This window comes from Achromobacter sp. B7 (genome assembly GCF_003600685.1).
Lineage (GTDB): Bacteria > Pseudomonadota > Gammaproteobacteria > Burkholderiales > Burkholderiaceae_B > Achromobacter > Achromobacter spanius_B.
In genome coordinates this window covers 1,619,477-1,638,266 of sequence record NZ_CP032084.1, presented here as the reverse complement: position 1 = coordinate 1,638,266, position 18,790 = coordinate 1,619,477, and the positions used below count along the sequence as shown (strand labels likewise).

Annotated in this window: 23 protein-coding genes; 8 read left to right on the top strand and 15 right to left on the bottom strand. The window is 64.4% G+C overall.

The genetic code is table 11. The features are described from left to right. Nucleotides 1–2: 2 nt before the first annotated feature. The gene (locus DVB37_RS07370; protein WP_162941173.1) at nt 3–392 is read right to left on the bottom strand and encodes a hypothetical protein; all 390 of its coding nucleotides are present in this window, start codon (nt 390–392) and stop codon (nt 3–5) included. 169 nt (nt 393–561) lie between these two features. Between DVB37_RS07370 and DVB37_RS07365 the strand changes: the two genes are divergently transcribed. Continuing rightward, on the top strand, nt 562–2,001 hold the full coding sequence (locus tag DVB37_RS07365; protein WP_046802811.1) for a PLP-dependent aminotransferase family protein: 1,440 nt from the start codon (nt 562–564) through the stop codon (nt 1,999–2,001). After that, complete coding sequence (locus tag DVB37_RS07360; protein ID WP_046802810.1) at nt 1,998–2,561, top strand: DedA family protein; 564 nt, start codon at nt 1,998–2,000, stop codon at nt 2,559–2,561. The genes DVB37_RS07365 and DVB37_RS07360 overlap by 4 nt, the downstream gene beginning before the upstream one ends. A 9-nt stretch (nt 2,562–2,570) precedes the next feature. Here the strand turns inward: DVB37_RS07360 and DVB37_RS07355 are convergent, their stop codons facing one another. Further along, complete coding sequence (locus tag DVB37_RS07355; RefSeq protein ID WP_223264785.1) at nt 2,571–2,843, bottom strand: hypothetical protein; 273 nt, start codon at nt 2,841–2,843, stop codon at nt 2,571–2,573. A 237-nt stretch (nt 2,844–3,080) separates the two neighbouring features. Beyond that, nucleotides 3,081–3,326, bottom strand: coding sequence for a hypothetical protein (locus DVB37_RS07350; protein WP_046802809.1), 246 nt, complete (start codon nt 3,324–3,326; stop codon nt 3,081–3,083). A 183-nt stretch (nt 3,327–3,509) separates the two neighbouring features. Here DVB37_RS07350 and DVB37_RS07345 point away from each other — a divergent pair, with 183 nt between their 5' ends. From DVB37_RS07345 to DVB37_RS07325, 5 genes are all read left to right on the top strand, one after another. Beyond that, nucleotides 3,510–4,115 carry a hypothetical protein gene (locus tag DVB37_RS07345; RefSeq protein ID WP_120154482.1) on the top strand — a complete coding sequence of 202 codons (606 nt, stop codon included), beginning with the start codon at nt 3,510–3,512 and terminating at the stop codon, nt 4,113–4,115. Nucleotides 4,116–4,192: 77 nt separating this feature from the next. Next, the gene (locus tag DVB37_RS07340; RefSeq protein WP_046802807.1) at nt 4,193–4,651 is read left to right on the top strand and encodes an Lrp/AsnC family transcriptional regulator; all 459 of its coding nucleotides are present in this window, start codon (nt 4,193–4,195) and stop codon (nt 4,649–4,651) included. A 105-nt stretch (nt 4,652–4,756) separates the two neighbouring features. Further along, entirely contained in the window at nt 4,757–5,065 is a 309-nt protein-coding gene (locus DVB37_RS07335) for a hypothetical protein (RefSeq protein WP_052945921.1), read from the top strand. After that, on the top strand, nt 5,062–6,042 hold the full coding sequence (gene pdxA, locus DVB37_RS07330; RefSeq protein ID WP_120154480.1) for a 4-hydroxythreonine-4-phosphate dehydrogenase PdxA: 981 nt from the start codon (nt 5,062–5,064) through the stop codon (nt 6,040–6,042). The genes DVB37_RS07335 and pdxA overlap by 4 nt, the downstream gene beginning before the upstream one ends. Before the next feature lie 195 nt (nt 6,043–6,237). Next, complete coding sequence (locus DVB37_RS07325; protein WP_046802804.1) at nt 6,238–7,215, top strand: bile acid:sodium symporter family protein; 978 nt, start codon at nt 6,238–6,240, stop codon at nt 7,213–7,215. 121 nt (nt 7,216–7,336) lie between these two features. Here DVB37_RS07325 and DVB37_RS07320 read toward each other — a convergent pair whose 3' ends face one another. The 12 genes from DVB37_RS07320 to DVB37_RS07265 form a co-directional block, all read right to left on the bottom strand. Further along, a complete protein-coding gene (locus tag DVB37_RS07320; protein WP_006218311.1) occupies nt 7,337–8,719 on the bottom strand; it encodes a replicative DNA helicase in 1,383 nt (460 codons plus the stop codon). After that, nucleotides 8,716–9,555, bottom strand: coding sequence for a hypothetical protein (locus tag DVB37_RS07315; protein WP_120154478.1), 840 nt, complete (start codon nt 9,553–9,555; stop codon nt 8,716–8,718). Before DVB37_RS07315 ends, DVB37_RS07320 begins: the two co-directional genes overlap by 4 nt. Before the next feature lie 126 nt (nt 9,556–9,681). Next, complete coding sequence (rplI, locus tag DVB37_RS07310) at nt 9,682–10,137, bottom strand: 50S ribosomal protein L9 (RefSeq protein WP_046802802.1); 456 nt, start codon at nt 10,135–10,137, stop codon at nt 9,682–9,684. 15 nt (nt 10,138–10,152) lie between these two features. Beyond that, the gene (gene rpsR, locus DVB37_RS07305; protein WP_006218308.1) at nt 10,153–10,425 is read right to left on the bottom strand and encodes a 30S ribosomal protein S18; all 273 of its coding nucleotides are present in this window, start codon (nt 10,423–10,425) and stop codon (nt 10,153–10,155) included. Nucleotides 10,426–10,543: 118 nt separating this feature from the next. After that, the gene (priB, locus tag DVB37_RS07300) at nt 10,544–10,867 is read right to left on the bottom strand and encodes a primosomal replication protein N (protein ID WP_046802801.1); all 324 of its coding nucleotides are present in this window, start codon (nt 10,865–10,867) and stop codon (nt 10,544–10,546) included. Nucleotides 10,868–10,918: 51 nt separating this feature from the next. Next, a complete protein-coding gene (rpsF, locus tag DVB37_RS07295) occupies nt 10,919–11,293 on the bottom strand; it encodes a 30S ribosomal protein S6 (protein ID WP_006218306.1) in 375 nt (124 codons plus the stop codon). 215 nt (nt 11,294–11,508) lie between these two features. Beyond that, nucleotides 11,509–12,432, bottom strand: a complete 924-nt coding sequence (locus DVB37_RS07290) for a DUF817 domain-containing protein (RefSeq protein ID WP_120154476.1) — start codon at nt 12,430–12,432, stop codon at nt 11,509–11,511. A gap of 7 nt (nt 12,433–12,439) precedes the next feature. Continuing rightward, complete coding sequence (folE2, locus tag DVB37_RS07285) at nt 12,440–13,237, bottom strand: GTP cyclohydrolase FolE2 (protein ID WP_120154474.1); 798 nt, start codon at nt 13,235–13,237, stop codon at nt 12,440–12,442. A 260-nt stretch (nt 13,238–13,497) separates the two neighbouring features. Then, complete coding sequence (gene dxs, locus DVB37_RS07280) at nt 13,498–15,366, bottom strand: 1-deoxy-D-xylulose-5-phosphate synthase (RefSeq protein ID WP_104143192.1); 1,869 nt, start codon at nt 15,364–15,366, stop codon at nt 13,498–13,500. A 53-nt stretch (nt 15,367–15,419) separates the two neighbouring features. Beyond that, the gene (locus DVB37_RS07275) at nt 15,420–16,331 is read right to left on the bottom strand and encodes a polyprenyl synthetase family protein (RefSeq protein ID WP_104143190.1); all 912 of its coding nucleotides are present in this window, start codon (nt 16,329–16,331) and stop codon (nt 15,420–15,422) included. 7 nt (nt 16,332–16,338) lie between these two features. Next, nucleotides 16,339–16,605: an exodeoxyribonuclease VII small subunit gene (locus DVB37_RS07270; RefSeq protein WP_046802796.1), complete on the bottom strand. Its 267-nt coding sequence runs from the start codon at nt 16,603–16,605 to the stop codon at nt 16,339–16,341. A gap of 82 nt (nt 16,606–16,687) precedes the next feature. Then, the gene (locus DVB37_RS07265; protein WP_046802795.1) at nt 16,688–17,542 is read right to left on the bottom strand and encodes an IclR family transcriptional regulator; all 855 of its coding nucleotides are present in this window, start codon (nt 17,540–17,542) and stop codon (nt 16,688–16,690) included. Between the two features lie 169 nt (nt 17,543–17,711). Here DVB37_RS07265 and DVB37_RS07260 point away from each other — a divergent pair, with 169 nt between their 5' ends. Next, nucleotides 17,712–18,680: a tripartite tricarboxylate transporter substrate binding protein gene (locus DVB37_RS07260; RefSeq protein WP_046802794.1), complete on the top strand. Its 969-nt coding sequence runs from the start codon at nt 17,712–17,714 to the stop codon at nt 18,678–18,680. The last annotated feature ends 110 nt before the right edge of the window (nt 18,681–18,790 follow it).

The window sequence follows — 18,790 nt, the reverse complement described above, 5'->3', positions numbered from 1 at the left end:
CATTATGAAATCTTGTGCAGCGCACCCAGCCGATTATTCGCAGATTTGGCCGTTTTACGGCGAAATATTTTTGTCATAGCGTTCAAAAAGCGAGCAATTGGACCGGGCAGGTCGACGCAGATCACATCCGCGGCCTGAATCGCCGTCACGCGTACCACCCCGCCTTCGGCCATGCCATGCGCTTCACCTGCATTGACGCGCACCGAACGCGGCAGATGCAGGCAGCCCGCGGCTTCCGCGCCCGCCGCCACTTGTTCGACCCGTACGCGGCCAGACACGCAGACCAGCGTTGCCCCCGCCTTCAGGACGAATGCGCGGCTGGCGCCCGAGGCGATTTCGACACGGCGAGAGGGGGCTTGGGAGGGGGTGGGGGAAGCAAGGTCGGGGTGCATGATGTTCTCCAATCGGACAATGACAGGCTACGCCCGCCCTGCTTCGCGCAACAGCCACACAGCGCCGCTTTCTGTACCGATGCAGATGCTCGATTTCGCCGCTGTTATGGTGTACTTTTCTCGAATCTGTGCCTTCCTTCAGTCCAACCACCCGGAGCATGATCGGCACATGGATCCACAACCGCTGTACCTACGCTTGGCGAACCACTACCGGCGCGCCATCCAGACGGGCGTCCTGGCGCCCGAGCAGCGCATGCCCTCCGTGCGCACGCTGGTGCGCACGCACCATGTCAGCTTGTCTACCGCCTTGCAGGCCTGCCGCCGGTTGGAAGACGACGGCTTGATCGAAGCCCGGCCCCGCTCGGGCTATTTCGTCTTGCAGGCGCGCCGCAACAGCATTCCCCCCGTTAGCGAGCCCGACATCCGCCAAGCGCTGGGCGCCGCGCAATATGTCGGCATCCACGATCGCGTCTCGGACTTCATCGCCAAATGCGAGGCCCATCCCGTCAGCGCCAACTTTGCGCTGGCGGCGGCGGTGCCCGAGGCGTATCCGATGGATGCCTTGAAGCAGGCAATGACGCGCGCGCTGCGGGTGTCGCCCCATGTGCTGGTCAGCCCGGTGCCCCCGCAAGGCCATCCCGAATTGCGCACCGTGCTGGCGCGCCGCGCCCTGGCCAACGGCATCAATGCCACGCCGGATGACGTCATCGTCACGCACGGCTGCATTGAAGCGTTGAACCTGGCGCTGCGCGCGGTGGCCCGCCCCGGCGACACCATTGCCGTCGAATCGCCCACCTATTTCGGCCTGCTGCAAATCCTGGAAAGCCTGGGCATGCGGGCGCTGGAAATCCCCACCAGCCCGCAACATGGCCTGTCCATCGAGGCCCTGGACCTGGCGTTTCAGACGCACGGCAATATTCGCGCGGTGGTGGTGGTGCCAAATTTCCAGAACCCCTTGGGCTGCGTCATGCCCGACGCGGAAAAGGCGCGTCTGGTCGCGCTGTGCGAGCGCCAGCAGGTGCCGCTGATCGAAGACGACACCTACGGCGCCTTGACCGATGACGACGCGCCGCTGGCGGCCGCCAAGTCTTGGGACGCCACCGGCAACGTCATCTATTGTTCGTCGATGCACAAAACCTTGGCGCCGGGCATGCGGCTGGGCTGGTTGCTGGGCGGACGCTGGAAGGCGCGCATCGCCATGCTCAAGTACGCACAAAGCCGGCCCAATGAACCGCTGGCGCAGATCGCCGTTGCCGAATACCTGGGGTCGCGCGCCTATGACCGCCACCTGGCACGGTTGCGGCGACATTTAAAAACGCAGCGCGACCAGACAGCCGAAGCCATTGCCGCGCACTTTCCGCGCGGCACACGGCTAAGCGTGCCGCATGGCGGGATGCTGCTGTGGGTGGAAATGCCAGACGGCCGGTCCGGCATGGATGTGTTCGAAGCCGCGTTGCGCCAAGGCATCCGGGTCGCGCCCGGCGCCATGTTTTCCAACAGCACGCGCTACAACCACTTCCTGCGGATCAGCTGCGGCCAGCGCACCACGCCCGACATCTCGCGCGCCTTGCTGACCCTGGCGCGCATTGTCGGTGAAGGCGCCACATGAATGCGTCTCTGCACCAGTTCATAGTCGATTACGGGCTGTGGGCCGTGCTGGCCGGCACGTTCCTGGAAGGCGAGAGCGTCGTGGTATTCGCCGGCTTTCTGGCGCACCAGCATCTGATGCACCTGCCGTACGTGATGCTGTGCGCGTTTGCCGGGTCGTTCATCGCGGACCAGCTGCTTTTTTTCCTGGGCCGCCGCTATCGCGATCACCGCTACGTGCGGCGCATCCGCGAAAAACCCGCCTTTGAAAGAGCGCTTGCCGCCATCGACCGCTACCCGCACGGATTCATCCTCAGCCTGCGATTCCTGTATGGCTTGCGTACCGTCGGCCCGGTGGCGCTGGGCATGTCCCGCGTGCCGCCGCTGCGCTTTCTGGTGCTCAATGCCATTGCCGCCGTCATCTGGGCGGTCTGCTTCAGCCTGGTGGGGTATGCGTTCGGCCAGACGATTGAATCGCTGCTGGGGCGCCTGCATGGCGTAGAGACCAAGCTGGCCGTGGCCCTGGCGATCGGGGTGGTGATCGGCCTGGCCTATCACCTGCTGGCGCGGCGCCGTCGTTGACCGCCGTCGTCAGCTGAATAACCTGCCGCTGGCGCGCAGCACGTGACGGCGGCGGGCCTTGCGGTACCAGCCGCCGATGAAGGGCAGCAGCGCCAGGCGGCGCAGGATGGGATGGCGTTGGTCGAAGTCGTGCCACGCCTTGAAGCCATGGCCCATGCGCTCCCAGCTCTCGCGCGCTTCGGGTGAGAGTTTGCCGGGGTCGAACGCCGCCAGCTTTGCCGCTTCCGAGACACGCGCCAACATGACGCTGCCCGGATGTTCCAATCGATACTGATTCCGCATGGGGCCGCATATTACCCGGCTTGGCGGCCGTGTGGACACCACACAATCGCGCGCTTGAAACGCGCAAATGGAGCCACCTTTGACCGCCCTGTCCAAGCCTTTGTATTTAAAGGAAAATGCGAATCTATGCCCGGACTATCCCAAGGCTTGTCCACAGAAGCTGTGGGTAACTTTCCGGTCGATGCAACGCAGAACAGCCCTTGCCAAGACAGATCCCGAGCGCCCGCCCCCAGGCGCTTATTTCAACGCGGCAATGATCATGTCCCGCACGCTTTCGAAGCCCGCCACATACTGGGGGTTTTCGGAACGGGCCAGCAGGCTGGAGTAGTTCTGTTCCAGTTGCGCCTCGATGGCCTCGCGCAGGCCCGGCGATGCCTTGGCCAGATGCAGCATCGACAGCAGCGTCGAATTCAACGCGTCGATGCGGCCGCCCTGGTGCGAAATGGTGTGGACGATAACGGCGATTTGTTCTTGAGTATCCATGGCTGAAGCCTCCTGGCAGTAATGATCGGCGCAAATCCTAGCATGCCCCCCACCGCCCCCGTACGCCTGGGCCGCGCTAGGCAAGCGCCAGGGCCCGCGCTAGCATAAAGCGTAGCCGCTCAAGCACCGCGGCGCACGCCGCCGGGCGCCATCCACGGCGCACGGGGCCACCGGAGCGCGCGTATGAAGACGATCCAGAACTATGCACCGCCAGATGCCCAATCCTTGCAGCGCTTGCAGGACAGGCTGGGATTCAGTGACGCGCGCATGGCCGAGTTGGCCGGGCTGGATGCCGCAACGCCGTGGTCAAGTTTCGTGGGCGGCCCCGAGCCCCGCACGCTAGGCCGGCAACGCCTGTTCTTCATGATGGCGCGCCTGTCGCTGGATGAAGCGCAATGGCAACGCGTGCTGGACGCCATGCACGACGCCGGCGCCCGCTTCGACTATGACGAGGCCTTGTCAGCCAGCACGCCCCCCGCGCCGGAGCCAGTGCCCGACGAGGAACGCAAATTCGGCATGTTGCTGGTCAGCCGTAACGGCGCCTTCCACGAAATGGAGCAGCTGCGCGAATTCGCGCACTTCGCGCATGAAGCCGACGTCAGCCGCTACGTCAATTCGGTGTTCTATGACAGCGACATCGACCTTTGCCGCTTCCGCTTCGCCGACCACGACGGCCTGACCGACGCCAGCCGCGATCGCATTTTTGACGCGGCCCACAAGACCATCACCCGATTCGAATTCGATGGCCGCATCTACCACGGCGGCATTCCGCCGGAATCGGACGGCTAGCAACGCGTCGTCGCATTGACGCGGGCGGGCCCGCGCCTGTACCGTCGGCTCTTCGCTATTTGCCGCACGCCTTTTGCATGAACGAACGACTCGACGACATCGACCGGCAATTGCTCAGCCTGCTCTCAGCCAATGCGCGCGAACCCGCCGCAATCCTGGCGCGCAAGCTGGGTTTGGCGCGCACCACCGTGGTCGCCCGCATCGCGCGGCTGGAACGCGAGCACATCGTGTCGGGCTACGGCGTGCGCCTGGGTCGCCGGCTGGAAGAAGCCGCCGTGCGCGCCTATTGCTTCATCAGCGTGCTGCCCAAGACACCGGCCGCCGTGATCCGCGAACTGGAACGGATGCCGGAAGTGGAAGAGGTTTCGTCCGTCAGCGGGCCCTATGACTACCTGATTTTCCTGCGCTGTGAAACCCACGAGCAGCTGGACGAGCTGCTGGACCGCATAGGCCTGATCGACGGCGTCAAACAAACGCAGACGTCCATCGTCCTTAGCCGCAAGGTCGACCGCCGGAGCGCCGTGGCCGCCCCCTGAAGGCGCCCCCAGGCGTCTGCTGCCCCCGCCTGGACCGGCCGGCCGTCTTTTCTCGCGGACCGACATGGTGTTGTAATGGCGGATATCGCGTTTTCTGGATGCCCCATGCTTGCACGCCTTGCCCCCGCCGCCGCCCTGCTGACCTTGCTAGCCGCCTGCTCCAGCATGAGCGAGGTCACCTCCGTCGGCAAAGACACTTACAGCGTTACCTATAGTTCGGGCACGCAGTTGCTGACGTGGGTAGAACTGAAGAACCAGACGCTGCAACGCGCCGATCAGTATTGCCAGGACATCGGCCGCAAGCTGCAAAAGCCGAAGGTGACGTCAAACCACGCCACGGGCCTGGGCTCCAAGCGCGCCACGGTCACGTTCGAATGCGGCGTGGTCGAGCCGCCCAAGGACAAGGCATCGTGAACGCCGCATTGCCCGTGGGCATCACCATGGGCGATGCCGCCGGCATCGGCCCTGAAATCGTCGTCAAGGCGATCGCGCAAGGCCTGAGCGCCCCCTGTGTGGTGTACGGCGATGCGGGCGCGCTGCGCCGCGCGGTTGCCCAGCTGGGCGCACGCCTGGACGTTGTCGAAGTTCGCGATGTCAGCCAGGCCGGACCCGATGCGGCGCGCATCCATGTCATCGCCTGTAGTCCGGCCCTGCCTGACGATCTGCCGCTGGGGCAGATCAGCGCAGCGGCGGGACGCGGCGCCTACGACTACGTCTGCGCCGCGATCGACGACGCGCAGGCCGGGCGCATCCGCGCCATCGTCACCGCGCCGCTGAACAAAAAGTCCATGCACGAGGCCGGCATCGATTACCCCGGCCACACCGAAATCCTGGCCGACCGCTCGGCCACGCAGGACTTCGCCATGATGCTGGCCAACGACGAGCTGCGCGTCCTGCTGGTGACCATACACGTGGCGCTGGCCGACGTCATCGCGCGCATCACGCCCGACGCCGAGCTGACCGCCATGCGGCTGGCCGACCGCGCGTGCCGCCAGATGGGCATCGCCGCGCCGCGCGTGGCGGTGGCGGGCCTGAACCCGCACGCCGGCGAAGGCGGCAAGTTTGGCCGCGAGGACGTCGACATCATTGAACCGGCAATCGCCCGCGCGCGCGCCGAGGGCATCGACGCCAGCGGCCCCTGGCCAGGCGACACCATCTTCATGCGCGCCCGCCGGGGCGAATTCGACATCGTGGTCGCGCAGTACCACGACCAGGGCCTGATCCCGGTCAAGTACCTGGGGCTGGACCACGGCGTGAACGTCACGGTGGGCTTGCCCTTCGTGCGCACCAGTGTCGACCACGGCACCGCCTTCGACATTGCCGGCCGGGGTGTGGCCGACCACGCCTCGCTGGTCGCCGCGTTCGACCTGGCGCTGGCAATGACACCCTGAGGCGCACGACGGCGACGGGGACTACAATACGCCCCGTTTCCGACGCATCCCATGCGCCGCCGACTGCCCAGGCTTGATTCGCCGCGGGGTTTTCGCTTGGCTTGCCGCTTGGCTTGCCGCTTGGCTTGCCGCTTGCCTTGCCGCCTGGTTCGCAGCGCGTTGTTCCCGCTTTCGTCTGCTCCTCTCTATCCATCCATGTCACGCCTAGTCCGCCTTCTGCCCGACCGCTTCACCCTCTACCTGATCTGCACCGTCATCATCGCCAGCATCGTGCCCGCGCACGGGCAGGGCGTGGTGATATTTGGGTGGATCACAAACATCGCGGTCGGCCTGCTGTTCTTCCTGCACGGCGCGCGCCTGTCGCGCGAGGCCATCATCGCCGGCCTGACGCATTGGAAGCTGCACCTGACGATTTTCTCTGCCACGTTCCTGATGTTTCCCTTGCTGGGCCTTGCGCTCAAGCCGGTGCTGGAACCCTTGGTCACGCCCGAGCTGTATCTGGGCATCCTGTTCTTGTGCTGCCTGCCCGCCACGGTGCAATCGGCCATCGCCTTCACGTCGATGGCGCGCGGCAACGTGCCCGCGGCGGTGTGCAGCGCGTCGGCCTCCAGCCTGCTGGGCATCTTCCTGACGCCGCTGCTCGTGGGCACGGTCGTGGCCAATGCCGGCAGCGCGCCGATTTCGTTCGACGCGGTAGGCAAGATCATGCTGCAACTGTTGCTGCCCTTCGTGCTGGGCCAGTTCGCGCGGCGCTGGATCGGCGCCTGGGTGCACAAACGCAAGGCCATGCTGAAGTTCGTCGACCAGGGTTCGATCCTGCTGGTGGTGTATACCGCCTTTTCCGAGGCCATCAACGAAGGCCTGTGGAGCACCACGCCCATCCCGGCACTTGCCGGCCTGGTGGTGTGCTGCGCGGTCATCCTGGCGCTTGCCCTGGGCCTGTCGGCGCTGGCCGGCAAGATGTTCGGCTTCAACGTAGAAGACCGCATCACCCTGCTCTTCTGCGGTTCGAAAAAGAGCCTGGCCAGCGGCATTCCGATGGCGCAGGTGCTGTTCGCCGGCCACGCCGTGGGCGCCATCGTGCTGCCCTTGATGCTGTTCCACCAGATCCAGCTGATGGTGTGCGGCGTGTTGGCCGCGCGCTATGGCAAGCGTCCTGAAATCGAAGGCTGATCGCCGCGATTGCTATTGCGCTCAGGGTTAAAAAAACCGCGCCCCATGAAACGGGGCGCGGTTTTTTTTGGGCCGCGACCAAGGCAGTCTTGATGGCGGTCAGTACAGGGTCAGTACCGGGTCAGTACATGTCTCGCGGCTGCGCGCCCGAGAAGTTCAAAAAGCGCGTGCTCGAACCCTGGAATGTCAGTCGCACCGTGCCGATGGGGCCGTTACGCTGCTTGCCGATGATGATTTCGGCCGTGCCCTTGTCGGGCGAATCCGGGTTGTAGACTTCGTCGCGATAGATGAACAGGATCACGTCGGCATCCTGTTCGATAGCGCCCGATTCGCGCAGATCGCTCATCACGGGGCGTTTGTTGGGGCGTTGTTCCAGGCTTCGGTTCAGCTGCGACAGCGCAATCAGCGGGCAGTTCAGTTCCTTGGCCAGGCCCTTGAGCGAGCGGCTGATTTCCGACACTTCGGTGGCACGGTTTTCGCCCGAGCCGTTACCCGACATCAGTTGCAGGTAGTCGATGATGATGAGCCCAAGCTGGCCGCATTGGCGCGCCAGGCGGCGCGTACGCGCGCGCACTTCCATGGGGCTTAGCGCGGGCGTTTCGTCGATGTACACCTGCGCATCCTGCATCAACTGCACCGCGTGCGTCACACGCGGCCAGTCGTCGGCGATCAGCTTGCCGGTACGCATCCGATGCTGGTCCAGCAGGCCGACCGAACCCAACATACGCATCGCCAGCTGCACGGCGCCCATTTCCATGGAAAACACCGCCACGGGCAGGCCCTGCTCAATCGCGACGTGTTCGCCAATGTTCATCGAGAACGAGGTCTTGCCCATGGACGGGCGGCCGGCCACGATGATGAGGTCGCCGCCCTGCATGCCGGACGTCATCTTGTCCAGGTCGGTAAAGCCGGTGGGCACGCCGGTCACGTCCGAGCTGCCTTCGCGGTGGTAGAGCTCGTCGATGCGTTCCACTACCTGGGTCAGCAGCGGCTGGATTTCCTGGAAGCCGGCGGCGCCGCGCGAGCCTTCCTGGGCGATCTTGAACACCTTGGATTCGGCTTCGTCCAGCAGCTGGCGCGCTTCCTTGCCCTGCGGATTCAGGGCGGCCGACGAGATCTCGTCGGCAATGGACACCAGCTTGCGCAGCATGGCGCGCTCGCGCACGATTTCGGCGTAGCGGCGGATGTTGGCGGCCGACGGCGTGTTGTGCGCCAGCGCGTTCAGGTAGGCCAGGCCGCCCGAGTCCTCGGCCTTGCCGGCACTGATCAGCGATTCGTTGACGGTGATGACGTCGGCGGGACGCGCCAGGCCAATCAGCCGGGCGATGTGGTGCCAGATCAGCCGGTGGTCGTGGCGGTAGAAATCTTCTTCGACCAGCACGTCGGCGATGCGGTCCCACGCGGTGTTGTCCAGCAGCAGGCCGCCCAGAACCGACTGCTCCGCCTCGATGGAATGGGGGGGAACGCGCAGGTATTCAAGCTGGGGATCGGCAGGTGTATTCATGACTTCAATAGTAACGGCTGCAGGATGTCCGCAACGCGAAAAAACCCTTGCACATCGCGCGACGGAAGCCGCCGCAACAAGGGACGCAAAGGCGCCGCGACACTGCAAAGAATGCGGGCCAGACGGGTCAGGCGCGCTTTGACGGCGGCATCGGGATTGCTGTCCAGATACACGTCGAGCGCCAGTGTACCCAGCGTGACGGCAACGTCATCGGGCAATTTACGCAAAGACACCAGCGAGGACAACATCTGGAAAAGGTCGTACGCCTGGGCCAGCGGACGCGACAGCGTCGACCCGATGTTCTCTTCGAAGTCGATGCGCCACAGCTCGCCGTCCTGCAGGGTGACGTTACGAATCTGCGCGCCGCCGTGCCACATGCCACGCGCGTGGAAGGCCGCCAGATCGGCGGCCGCCGCGCGGGTCAGCCACAGCTGCGAGGTCGCGTCTTCGTTGCGAATCAGATCAGCCAGGTCGTCGCCCACGTATTCCAGCACCAACAGCCCCTGTTCCTGCCACCACACTTCGGGCACACGGCAACCGGCCTCCAGCAGCATCGACAGGCGCTGGGCTTCATGCGTCAGGCCATTGCGCAGCAACACGCCGGGGCGCGGAAATTCACCCAGGAACAGCTTGCAGCCCACGCCCAGCAGAAAGGCGCGCACATAGCGCAGCGCATAGCTGACGCCACGCCCAAAACTGGGCCGCCGGCGCTTGACGATGCAGCGCACGCCATCGATCGTCACGTCGCGCACCGAAGGTTCGCGCAAGGCGTCGACGCTGTCGAGCCAGGCGCGCAGGCCGGGCGGCGCGTTGTGATGGACGGGCGGGTGGGTCAAGAGGTCCTCTGAGCTGGGCAAGATGGCGCGCGATGCGTAATGCCGACAGGGCGGAACGCAACGACGGCCGGTCAAAAAGAAAAAAAGCCGGCGCGCGGGCCGGCTTCTTTTTACCGCGGGTACGGCTTAGGACAGTTCGCCTTCCACCAGAACCGTGACGTCGACGACAACGTCGGCGTGCAGGGCGACCTGGATCGGGAACTCGCCAACCGACTTCAGCTGGCCGTTGGGCAGACGCACTTGCGCCTTTTCAACGCCTTCGAAACCGGCCTTCTTCAGGGCTTCGGCGATATCGGCATTGGTGACCGAGCCGAACAGACGGCCGTCAACACCAGCCTTCTGGGCAATCTTCAGCTGGTAGCCGGAGATGCGCTCGCCCAGAGCTTGGGCGGCGGCCAGCTTTTCAGCCTGGGCCTTTTCGAGTTCGGCGCGGCGAGCTTCGAATTCCTTCAGGGCGGCGTCGGTAGCACGACGGGCCTTGCGCTGGGGGATCAGGAAGTTGCGGGCGTAACCGTCACGCACACGAACGACTTCACCCAGGTTGCCCAGGTTGACGACTTTTTCGAGCAGAATAACTTGCATTTTCAGTGCCCCGGATTAGTTGTGGTTGTCGGTGTAAGGCAACAGAGCCAGGAAGCGCGCGCGCTTGATGGCCGTGTCCAGCTGGCGCTGGTAGATTGCCTTGGTGCCGGTCAGGCGAGCCGGGATGATCTTGCCGTTTTCTTGCACGAAGTCGCGCAGGGTGTCCAGATCCTTGTAGTCGATCTCTTCGACGCCGGCTGCGGTAAAGCGGCAGAACTTACGACGCTTGAAAAGCGGGTTCTGCTGCGTGAATTTGCGTTTTTCTTTGCGTTTTCCGAAGAAAGCCATGATATGTGCCTCTATGTTTGAGGGGGCGGGTTTTACCCGGGGTTTTTAGAAACCGGGCCCAGCTCCCCATAACCTATCCGTATTCAGAAGGCGCTCTCGCACCCTTTGCTCAACCCGTTCAAGCCACCTGCGGATCGCGTCCTGCGCTACCGCTGATCTTGCGTGCCTGCTGCAAATGCAGCTTGATCTTCACCGAGTCCTTGCGGGCGGGAGCCAAAAACCCCTGCACCAGCAATTCAGACCCTAACGCGGTGTTCTTCAACAGCAACGCCAGATCGCCCAGTGCCACGGCCGTAATCGTCAATTCAACACGGCGCGGATGGCCGGCTTCGATAACTTCGGACTCGTGTGCCAGCACCATTTCCAGTGCGGGCAGGCCGGCGGGAGTGTGGCGCAAAGGCTCGCATTCAAGAACGCGCGCGCTAAGTTCCAGCTGATTCATCCTGCCAGGCACCAAGGGGACTTCATAAGTTGAGCTCTGCGTGAGCCCTGCTTATTCGGGCTGAACCGCGACAGCCTCAGCCGAAGCCTTACGGGCTTCTTCACGCTCAACCGACTTCATCATGATCGAGGGCGTGGTCTGGGCCTTCTTGGTCTTGATGACCAGGTGGCGCAGAACGGCGTCGTTGTAGCGGAACGAGTGTTCCAGCTCATCCAGCGTGGCTTGGCCGCACTCGATGTTCAGGCAGACGTAGTGAGCCTTGACGAGCTTCTGGATCGGGTAGGCCAGTTGGCGGCGACCCCAGTCTTCCAGGCGATGAACCGAGCCGCCTTGGCCCGTAACCAGCGCTTGGTAGCGTTCGACCATGGCGGGCACTTGCTCGCTTTGGTCGGGGTGAACGATAAACACTACTTCGTAGTGACGCATGAGTAAAACTCCTTGAGGATGTCCTGCCGGCCTGGCGTCTTGCACCCGCGCTTTCCATCATGGGTGGTTGTGTAGTGGTTCACAGAAGACTGTGGTGGTACACAGAAGACATCAGCCCGGCAAGGGGCAGCCCGCTACCCAAAAACCATGGGCGGTCGAGCAAGAAAGCCCTCGATTATTACCGATTGAGCATCGGTTCGCAAGCGACTGGGGCGTCAGGAAATCAGGGACGGGGCGTTTTCGCCGCCCTGCCCCGCCGCTTGCGGCAGATCGGCAACAGCGACTTCCCTGGGCCGATTAACCACGCTGACCATCACGTAGCTGATGATCATCAACAGGAACCACGACCCCAGCTTGGCGATGGACACCCATTGCCACGCGTGGGATTGGTTTGGATAGCGCCAAGCATTGGCGAAAGTGCCGATGTTTTCGGCAAACCAGATGAACAAGGCCACCAGCACGAACCCCAGCAGCAACGGCATGCGGCGATAGACGCGCCAAATGCGGAAATACACCCAGGTGCGGGCAAACAGCACGGCGGTCAGCGCAAACAGCAACCACCGGAAATCCATGACGAAATGGTGCGAGAAGAAGTTCACATAGATCAGCGCTGACAAAACCACGGTGGCCACCAGCGGGGGATGCGCGCGAAAACGGAAATCGAACAGGCGCCAGACGCGCGCCAGATAACTGCCCACTGCCGCATACATGAAGCCCGTGAACAACGGCACGCCGCCGATGCGCAGCACGCTGGCCTCGGGGTAGATCCAGGACCCGGCCGCCGTCTTGAAGATTTCCATGCCGGTGCCCACTACGTGGAACATCAGGATCACGCGGGCTTCGCTCCAGGTTTCCATGCGCAGCGCCAACAAGACGGCCTGGATACCTAGCGCCGCAAGCGTCAGGAAATCGTAGCGCGCCAGCAGCGCATCCTTGGGATACCACCAGTGCGTGCCCAGCAACAGCGCGCACATCAACCCGCCGAACAGGCAGGCCCAGGCTTGCTTGACCCCAAAGCGGAAAAACTCGTAGAACGCCACGCCCAAACGGCCGCGGCCGGCCAGGTTATTGGCCAGCCGCGATTCCCAGGCTTGCAGCCTTGCGATAAGCGGCCAATCGGTGGCCGCCGGATGATGCACGGTGGGCTCAGCCTTCCACGACGGCGTAGGCCGAGTGGTTGTGTATCGATTCGAAGTTCTCGGCTTCAACGCGATACCGCGCGATGCCCGGGTGCGCCGTCAAGCGCGCGGCCACGTCACGCACCAGGTCTTCGACGAACTTGGGATTGTCATAGGCGCGTTCGGTCACGTACTTCTCGTCAGGCCGCTTGAGCAGACCCCACAGTTCGCACGAGCCTTCTTCTTCGATCAGGCGGATCACGCCGTCCATGCTGATGTCGTCGCTAAGAATGGCCGACACGGTCACATGCGAACGCTGGTTATGCGCGCCGTACTCCGAGATGGCCTTCGAACACGGGCACAGGCTGGTCACCGGAACCTGGACGACCAGCTCGAATTCGACCGCATCACCCTTGGCGCGCGCGATCCACTGAACTTCGTAGTCCAGCAGGCTTTGCACGCCCGAAATGGGGGCTGATTTGTTGATGAAATACGGAAACGCGGCGGTGATATCGCCGCTTTCGGCGTGCAGCAACGGCAGCATGTCGGCCGCCATGGCGCGGAACCGGGCCGGCGTCATGGGCGTGCTGCGGTACTTTTCCAGCAGCGCCACGAAGCGGGACATGTGCGTCCCTTTTTCTTCGGGCGGCAGCGCAACGGTCAGCGTCCAGTTGGCGACGGTGCCCTGGGGCGCCCCATCACCGCCTTCCACCAGCATGGGATGGCGCACGCCACGAATGCCCACGCGCTGAATCGGGATGTGCCGGGTGTCCGTCGAACTTTGGACATCGGGCATTACCAGGGCGGGGTCGATCGGAGAATTCATGTCAGCGTACCTGTCTAGGCGATCGATCGCTTGCGGACGCGCCTAGGAAACTTGAAGAGGGGGCCATTATCGCCCAAAGCCTTGCCTACGCCTGGGAAAACCCTTCTATGGGTAGGTCGGTGACGGCGGAACAGACTGTTCCAGATTCCGGGCAATGGCGAGGCCATGGCCGGAAAGTACGGCTGGGTCGGCCGCCGAGTGGGAAGATCACGGCAGGTTTCACCCAGCCGGCCAAGTGAAACCGGCTAAGTGCCACCGCCTTAGTCTTTCGCCAGCAGCTCGGCGTAGCGGTTACGGATCGACTGCTCGATACCGGCGGCATCCAAACCGATGCCGGCCAGCAGGGCCGACTGTTCGCCATGGTCAATAAAGACATCCGGCAAGCCCAGTTGCAGGACCGGAATCTGCACGCCAGCAGCGCTCAACACTTCCAGCACCGCGCTGCCCGCGCCGCCCATGATGGACGCGTCCTCGATCGTGACGAACGCATCGTGGCGGCCGGCAAGGTCAAGAATCAGGGCTTTGTCGATCGGCTTGACGAAGCGCATGTCCGCCACCGTGGCGTCCAGCTTGCCGGCTGCGGCCAACGCCGCTTGCACCAGCGTGCCGAAACCCAGGATGGCGATTTTCTTGCCCTCGCGCCGCACCACACCCCGGCCCAGCTCCACCGTATCCAGGCCAGGGGCCTCGACCGCGCCGCAACCCGCGCCGCGCGGATAGCGCACGGACGCCGGGCCGGGATGCTGATAACAGGTCGACAGCAGCAAGCGGGTTTCGCTTTCGTCGGACGGCGTGGCCACCACCATGTTGGGCACGCAACGCAGAAAAGCGGTGTCGTAATTGCCGGCATGGGTGGCGCCATCCGCGCCGACGATGCCGGCGCGGTCCAGGGCGAACGTCACGTCCAGGTTTTGCAGCGCCACGTCGTGGATGAACTGGTCGTAGCCACGCTGCATGAAGGTCGAGTAGATGGCCACGACGGGCTTTTGCCCTTCGCAGGCCACGCCCGCCGCGAACGTCACGGCGTGCTGCTCGGCGATGCCGACGTCGAAATAGCGCAGCGGAAACCGCTTTTCAAATTCGACCAGCCCGCTGCCTTCGCGCATGGCGGGGGTGATGGCGACCAGGCGCGTGTCCTGCTCGGCCGTGTCGCACAACCACTGCCCGAAGACCTGCGTGAACGTGCGCTTGCCCGGCGCCTTCGATTGCAGGATACCGACGGCGGGATCGAATTTGCCCGGGCCGTGATACAGCACCGGGTCCGCCTCGGCCAGTTTGTAGCCCTGCCCTTTCTTGGTGACCACGTGCAGGAATTGCAGGCCTTGCAGCGCCTTCAGGTTCTGCAAGGTGGGCACCAGCGCGTCCAGGTCATGGCCGTCGATGGGGCCGACGTAATTGAAGCCGAATTCCTCGAACAGCGTGGCCGGCGTGACCATGCCCTTGGCGTGCTCTTCAAAGCGGCGCGCCAGTTCAAGCACGGGCGGCACGTGCTGCAAGACCGCGCGGCCCACGTTCTTGGCGGTGGCGTAGAAGCGGCCCGACATCAGGCGCGCCAGGTAGCGGTTCAGCGCCCCCACCGGCGGCGAGATCGACATGTCGTTGTCGTTCAGGATCACCAGCAGGTTGATGTTGGGCGTGACGCCCGCGTTGTTCATGGCTTCGAAAGCCATGCCCGCCGACATGGCGCCGTCGCCGATGATGGCGATGTGCTGGCGCTGCACGCCGGCATTACGCGAGGCCACCGCCATGCCCAGCGCCGCCGAGATCGACGTGGACGAGTGCGCCGTGCCGAAGGCGTCGTATTCAGATTCGCTGCGCTTGGGAAAGCCCGAAATTCCGCCCTGTTGCCGCAACTGCGCCATGCCGGCGCGGCGGCCGGTCAGGATCTTGTGCGGATAGGACTGGTGGCCCACGTCCCAGACGATGCGGTCATGCGGCGTGTCGAACACCTGGTGCAGGGCCAGCGTGAGCTCGACCGTGCCCAGGTTGGACGACAGGTGCCCGCCCGTTTTGGATACCGACTCCAGCACGAAGCCGCGCAGTTCGTCGGCAAGCTTCTTCAGCTCGCGACGATCCAGGCGCTTGAGGTCTGCCGGGGATTGAATGCGGTCCAATAAATCAGTCGTCATGCTTTTTTGGGGTTCGTTGACCCGACCTGGACTCAGGCCGGGCTTGTCACGGATCAGCGGTCTCGAAGGACGATGAAATCGGCCAGTTGCGCCAGGCGCAACCCGGCATCGCCCAGGGGCTCCAGCGCCGCCAGCGCGGCCACACGCAATTGCTCGGCGAACTCGCGCGCCTCGGACAGGCCCAGGAGCGAGACGTACGTCGGCTTGTTTTCCGCCGCGTCCTTGCCGGGCGTCTTGCCCAGGCTGGCCGTGTCGGCGGTAACGTCCAGAATATCGTCCACCACCTGGAACGCCAAGCCCATGGCCTGCGCGTACGCGTCCAGCGCCTGGCGCGAGGCCGAGCTGGCGCCCGCCACGATGCCGCCCAGCGCCACGCTGCACGCAAGCATGGCGCCGGTCTTCATGCTGTGCATGGTCTGGAGTTCATCGCGCGACAACGAATGGCCGACGCTGAGCAGGTCGATGGCCTGGCCGCCCGCCATGCCCTGGCTGCCGGCGGCGCGCGCCAGCGACTGCGTCGCCTGCACGATCAGCGCGGGCGCGATGGGCATGGACGCCAGCAGGTCGAACGCCAGCGGCTGCAAGGCGTCGCCCGCCAGCATGGCGGTGGCTTCGTCGAACTGCACATGGGTGGTGGGCCGGCCACGGCGCAAGGTGTCGTCGTCCATGCACGGCAGGTCGTCATGCACCAGCGAATAAGCGTGGATCAATTCGACAGCGGCGGCCGCGCGGTCCAGCGAGGCCTCGATGGCCAGCACACTGCCGCTTACCGGGCAGGCCTGCCCGGCGGCGTAGACCATGGCGGCGCGTACGCGCTTGCCACCGCCCAGCACGGCGTAGCGCATCGCTTCGTGCAACCGGACGGGTAGCACATCCGCGGGCGGCATCAGGTCGTCCAGCACGTCTTCAACGTGCCGCACGCGCCCCTGCAACCACTCCGCGAAGGGGAGTTGAGTGGTCTTCATCGGTTTCTTATTCGTCATCCAGCGCCGCCGGGTCCAGCGGGCGCAGCAAGTCGCCTTCCAATACCTTGACCTGCTGTTCCGCCTGCGCCAAGCGTTCCTGGCAGACCCGCGTCAGCGCCACGCCGCGCCGGTAAGCGGCCAGCGACTGCTCAAGCGGCAACGAGCCGTCTTCCATGGCCGCAACCAACGATTCCAATTCGGCCAGGGCCGTTTCAAAATCCTGGGGCAAGGGACGGTCATCGATCTGCGGATCGGCTTGTGTGGGGTTGGCCAAACGGGTCTCCGAGGGCGCTAGGGGTGGATCAATTTGTGAATTGTACGAGATAGCCAACGCGGACCCGGATGCGCCGCAAGGATCAGGCCGACGCCCCCGCCAGTCCTGCAATCGCGGCCCGTAACGCGGGGCCGACGCGGGACCGCAGCTCGGGTTCGGGCAAGAGGCTCAATGGCCCGCCGCAGCTCATGACGAAGACGCCTTCGCCGGTGATCGAGGTAAACGGCACGGCGACGGCGTTGATGCCGGATTGCCATTCGCCCAGCGCGAAACAGCAGCCGAATTCCTGTAATTCAGCGCGGGCGCGATCGATGGCGGCCACGGGCGGGGCCACCGGACCCAGGCGCGCCATCACCTCCTGACAAGCGGTGTCGGGCAAGCTGGCCAGGTAGGCCCGACCCATGGCGCTGTCCAGGCTGGCGCGATAGCCAACCGGCAACCGCAGGTACAGCGCTGAGGATCCATGGATGGCTTCGACGTAGGTCATCGCGTCGCCGTCGAACGCGCCCAAGGCCACGGCGCCGCCGGTGTCGCGCGCCAGTTCCGTCATGGACGCCTTGGCCAGTTCGCGCACTTCCAGCCCGGCCAGCAAGCCGAAGCCCAGCGCCAGCACGCCATAGCCGGGCGAATACTTGCCGGTGTCGGGGTGATAGCGCAGGTAGCCCAGTTCGGTCAGCGTGTAGGTGATACGGCTGATGGTGGGCTTGGGCAGGCCGGTCAAGCGCGCCAGGTCCAGGTTGCCCAGCGCCGTCACGCCATGGCGAAAGCAGCGCAAGACGTCCAGGCCGCGCGCCAGGGCGGTAATGAAGTCCGGCGAATTGGCGCCCTCGCCCACGCCGGCCGTGCGTTTGCGGCGTGCCGGCTGGCTCAGTTCCAGCGTTTCGTCCGGTTTGACGGCGGCGTGCACCACGCGCTTGGAGTCAGAAAAAGATTGCATTTCTATTCGCTTCGTTTTTATAGTTTATTTCGAATGACAAAACTAAATTCCAATATACGGAATTTAAAACATCCAAGGAGACCTGGCAAGCCACCGCGCGGCGTCACGCGACGCGGCGGCCAAGCCAGGCCCGGCGATCCACTCATGCACGCGATTTCAAGGGGAAAACATGATTCGCACGAGCCTCAAACTGCTGGCCACCGTCTTGCTCAGCGCCGCCGCGCTGGGCGCCCAGGCCGAGACCTATCCGACCCGCCCGATCAAGGTCATCTCGCCCTTCCCGGCCGGTGGCGCCACCGACGTGCTGACCCGCATCCTGGCCGAGCGCATGGCCAAGACGCTGGGCCAGCCGATGATCGTGGAAAACAAGGCGGGCGCCGGCACGTCCATCGGCGCGGCCTACGTGTCGCGCGAGCAGCCGGACGGCTACACCATCCTGATGGCCACGAATTCGACGCTGGTCACCAACCGCTATCTGTATAAGGAACTGCCCTACGACCCGGACGGTTTTGCCCGTATCGGCATGGTGGGCGTGGGCCCCCTGGTGCTGCTGTCCAGCCCCAAGCGCCCGTTCAACAGCACGCAAGACGTCGTGGCCTATGCCAAGCAGAACCCCGGCAAGCTGACGTTCGCCACGTTCGGCCCCGGCACCTCGTCCCATCTGGCGGGTGAACTGTTCAAGGAACGCGCCGGCATCGACATCCTGCACGTGCCGTTCAAGGGCGCGACCCAGGCGCTGCCCGCCCTGATCAGCGGCGACGTGGACTTGTTCTTCGACATGGTCGCCACCGGAATGCCGCAGGCGGACGCGGGCAAGGTCAAGGTGTTTGCCATCACCAGCCCGTCGCGCCTGGCCACGCTGCCCAAGCTGCAAACGCTGGCCGAAGAAGGCTACCCCGCCTTCGACATGACGGCCTGGTTCAGCTTCGTGGCGCCCAAGGGCACCCCCGCACCGGTGCTTGAAAAGCTGCAAGCCGCGCTGACTGAAACCCTGAAAGACGAAGCCGTCAAGAAGCGCATGCTGGACATGGGCATCGACCCGCGCTCCGGCACGGCCGCCGAGCTGGACAAGCAGATCAAGACCGAACAGCCCATCGTGTCGCAGTTGATCAAGCAAGCCAACATCGTCTTGCAGTAAGGCGGCAATGCCCTGATGCGGCCGCCCCGCCGCCCACGGTTTCGTGACAAATCGTTGGCGCGTGGGCCAAGCCGCCGGACCTTGCCGGGCCCCCGGGCCTCCCCCCCTTT

What these genes read in the sequence shown, in the direction of transcription:
- DVB37_RS07370 (WP_162941173.1), bottom strand. Translation starts at nt 392, where the DNA reads ATGCACCCCGACCTTGCTTCCCCCACCCCCTCCCAAGCCCCCTCTCGC.
- DVB37_RS07365 (WP_046802811.1), top strand. Translation starts at nt 562, where the DNA reads ATGGATCCACAACCGCTGTACCTACGCTTGGCGAACCACTACCGGCGC.
- DVB37_RS07360 (WP_046802810.1), top strand. Translation starts at nt 1,998, where the DNA reads ATGAATGCGTCTCTGCACCAGTTCATAGTCGATTACGGGCTGTGGGCC.
- DVB37_RS07355 (WP_223264785.1), bottom strand. Translation starts at nt 2,843, where the DNA reads ATGCGGAATCAGTATCGATTGGAACATCCGGGCAGCGTCATGTTGGCG.
- DVB37_RS07350 (WP_046802809.1), bottom strand. Translation starts at nt 3,326, where the DNA reads ATGGATACTCAAGAACAAATCGCCGTTATCGTCCACACCATTTCGCAC.
- DVB37_RS07345 (WP_120154482.1), top strand. Translation starts at nt 3,510, where the DNA reads ATGAAGACGATCCAGAACTATGCACCGCCAGATGCCCAATCCTTGCAG.
- DVB37_RS07340 (WP_046802807.1), top strand. Translation starts at nt 4,193, where the DNA reads ATGAACGAACGACTCGACGACATCGACCGGCAATTGCTCAGCCTGCTC.
- DVB37_RS07335 (WP_052945921.1), top strand. Translation starts at nt 4,757, where the DNA reads ATGCTTGCACGCCTTGCCCCCGCCGCCGCCCTGCTGACCTTGCTAGCC.
- DVB37_RS07325 (WP_046802804.1), top strand. Translation starts at nt 6,238, where the DNA reads ATGTCACGCCTAGTCCGCCTTCTGCCCGACCGCTTCACCCTCTACCTG.
- DVB37_RS07320 (WP_006218311.1), bottom strand. Translation starts at nt 8,719, where the DNA reads ATGAATACACCTGCCGATCCCCAGCTTGAATACCTGCGCGTTCCCCCC.
- rplI (WP_046802802.1), bottom strand. Translation starts at nt 10,137, where the DNA reads ATGCAAGTTATTCTGCTCGAAAAAGTCGTCAACCTGGGCAACCTGGGT.
- rpsR (WP_006218308.1), bottom strand. Translation starts at nt 10,425, where the DNA reads ATGGCTTTCTTCGGAAAACGCAAAGAAAAACGCAAATTCACGCAGCAG.
- priB (WP_046802801.1), bottom strand. Translation starts at nt 10,867, where the DNA reads ATGAATCAGCTGGAACTTAGCGCGCGCGTTCTTGAATGCGAGCCTTTG.
- rpsF (WP_006218306.1), bottom strand. Translation starts at nt 11,293, where the DNA reads ATGCGTCACTACGAAGTAGTGTTTATCGTTCACCCCGACCAAAGCGAG.
- folE2 (WP_120154474.1), bottom strand. Translation starts at nt 13,237, where the DNA reads ATGAATTCTCCGATCGACCCCGCCCTGGTAATGCCCGATGTCCAAAGT.
- dxs (WP_104143192.1), bottom strand. Translation starts at nt 15,366, where the DNA reads ATGACGACTGATTTATTGGACCGCATTCAATCCCCGGCAGACCTCAAG.
- DVB37_RS07275 (WP_104143190.1), bottom strand. Translation starts at nt 16,331, where the DNA reads ATGAAGACCACTCAACTCCCCTTCGCGGAGTGGTTGCAGGGGCGCGTG.
- DVB37_RS07265 (WP_046802795.1), bottom strand. Translation starts at nt 17,542, where the DNA reads ATGCAATCTTTTTCTGACTCCAAGCGCGTGGTGCACGCCGCCGTCAAA.
- DVB37_RS07260 (WP_046802794.1), top strand. Translation starts at nt 17,712, where the DNA reads ATGATTCGCACGAGCCTCAAACTGCTGGCCACCGTCTTGCTCAGCGCC.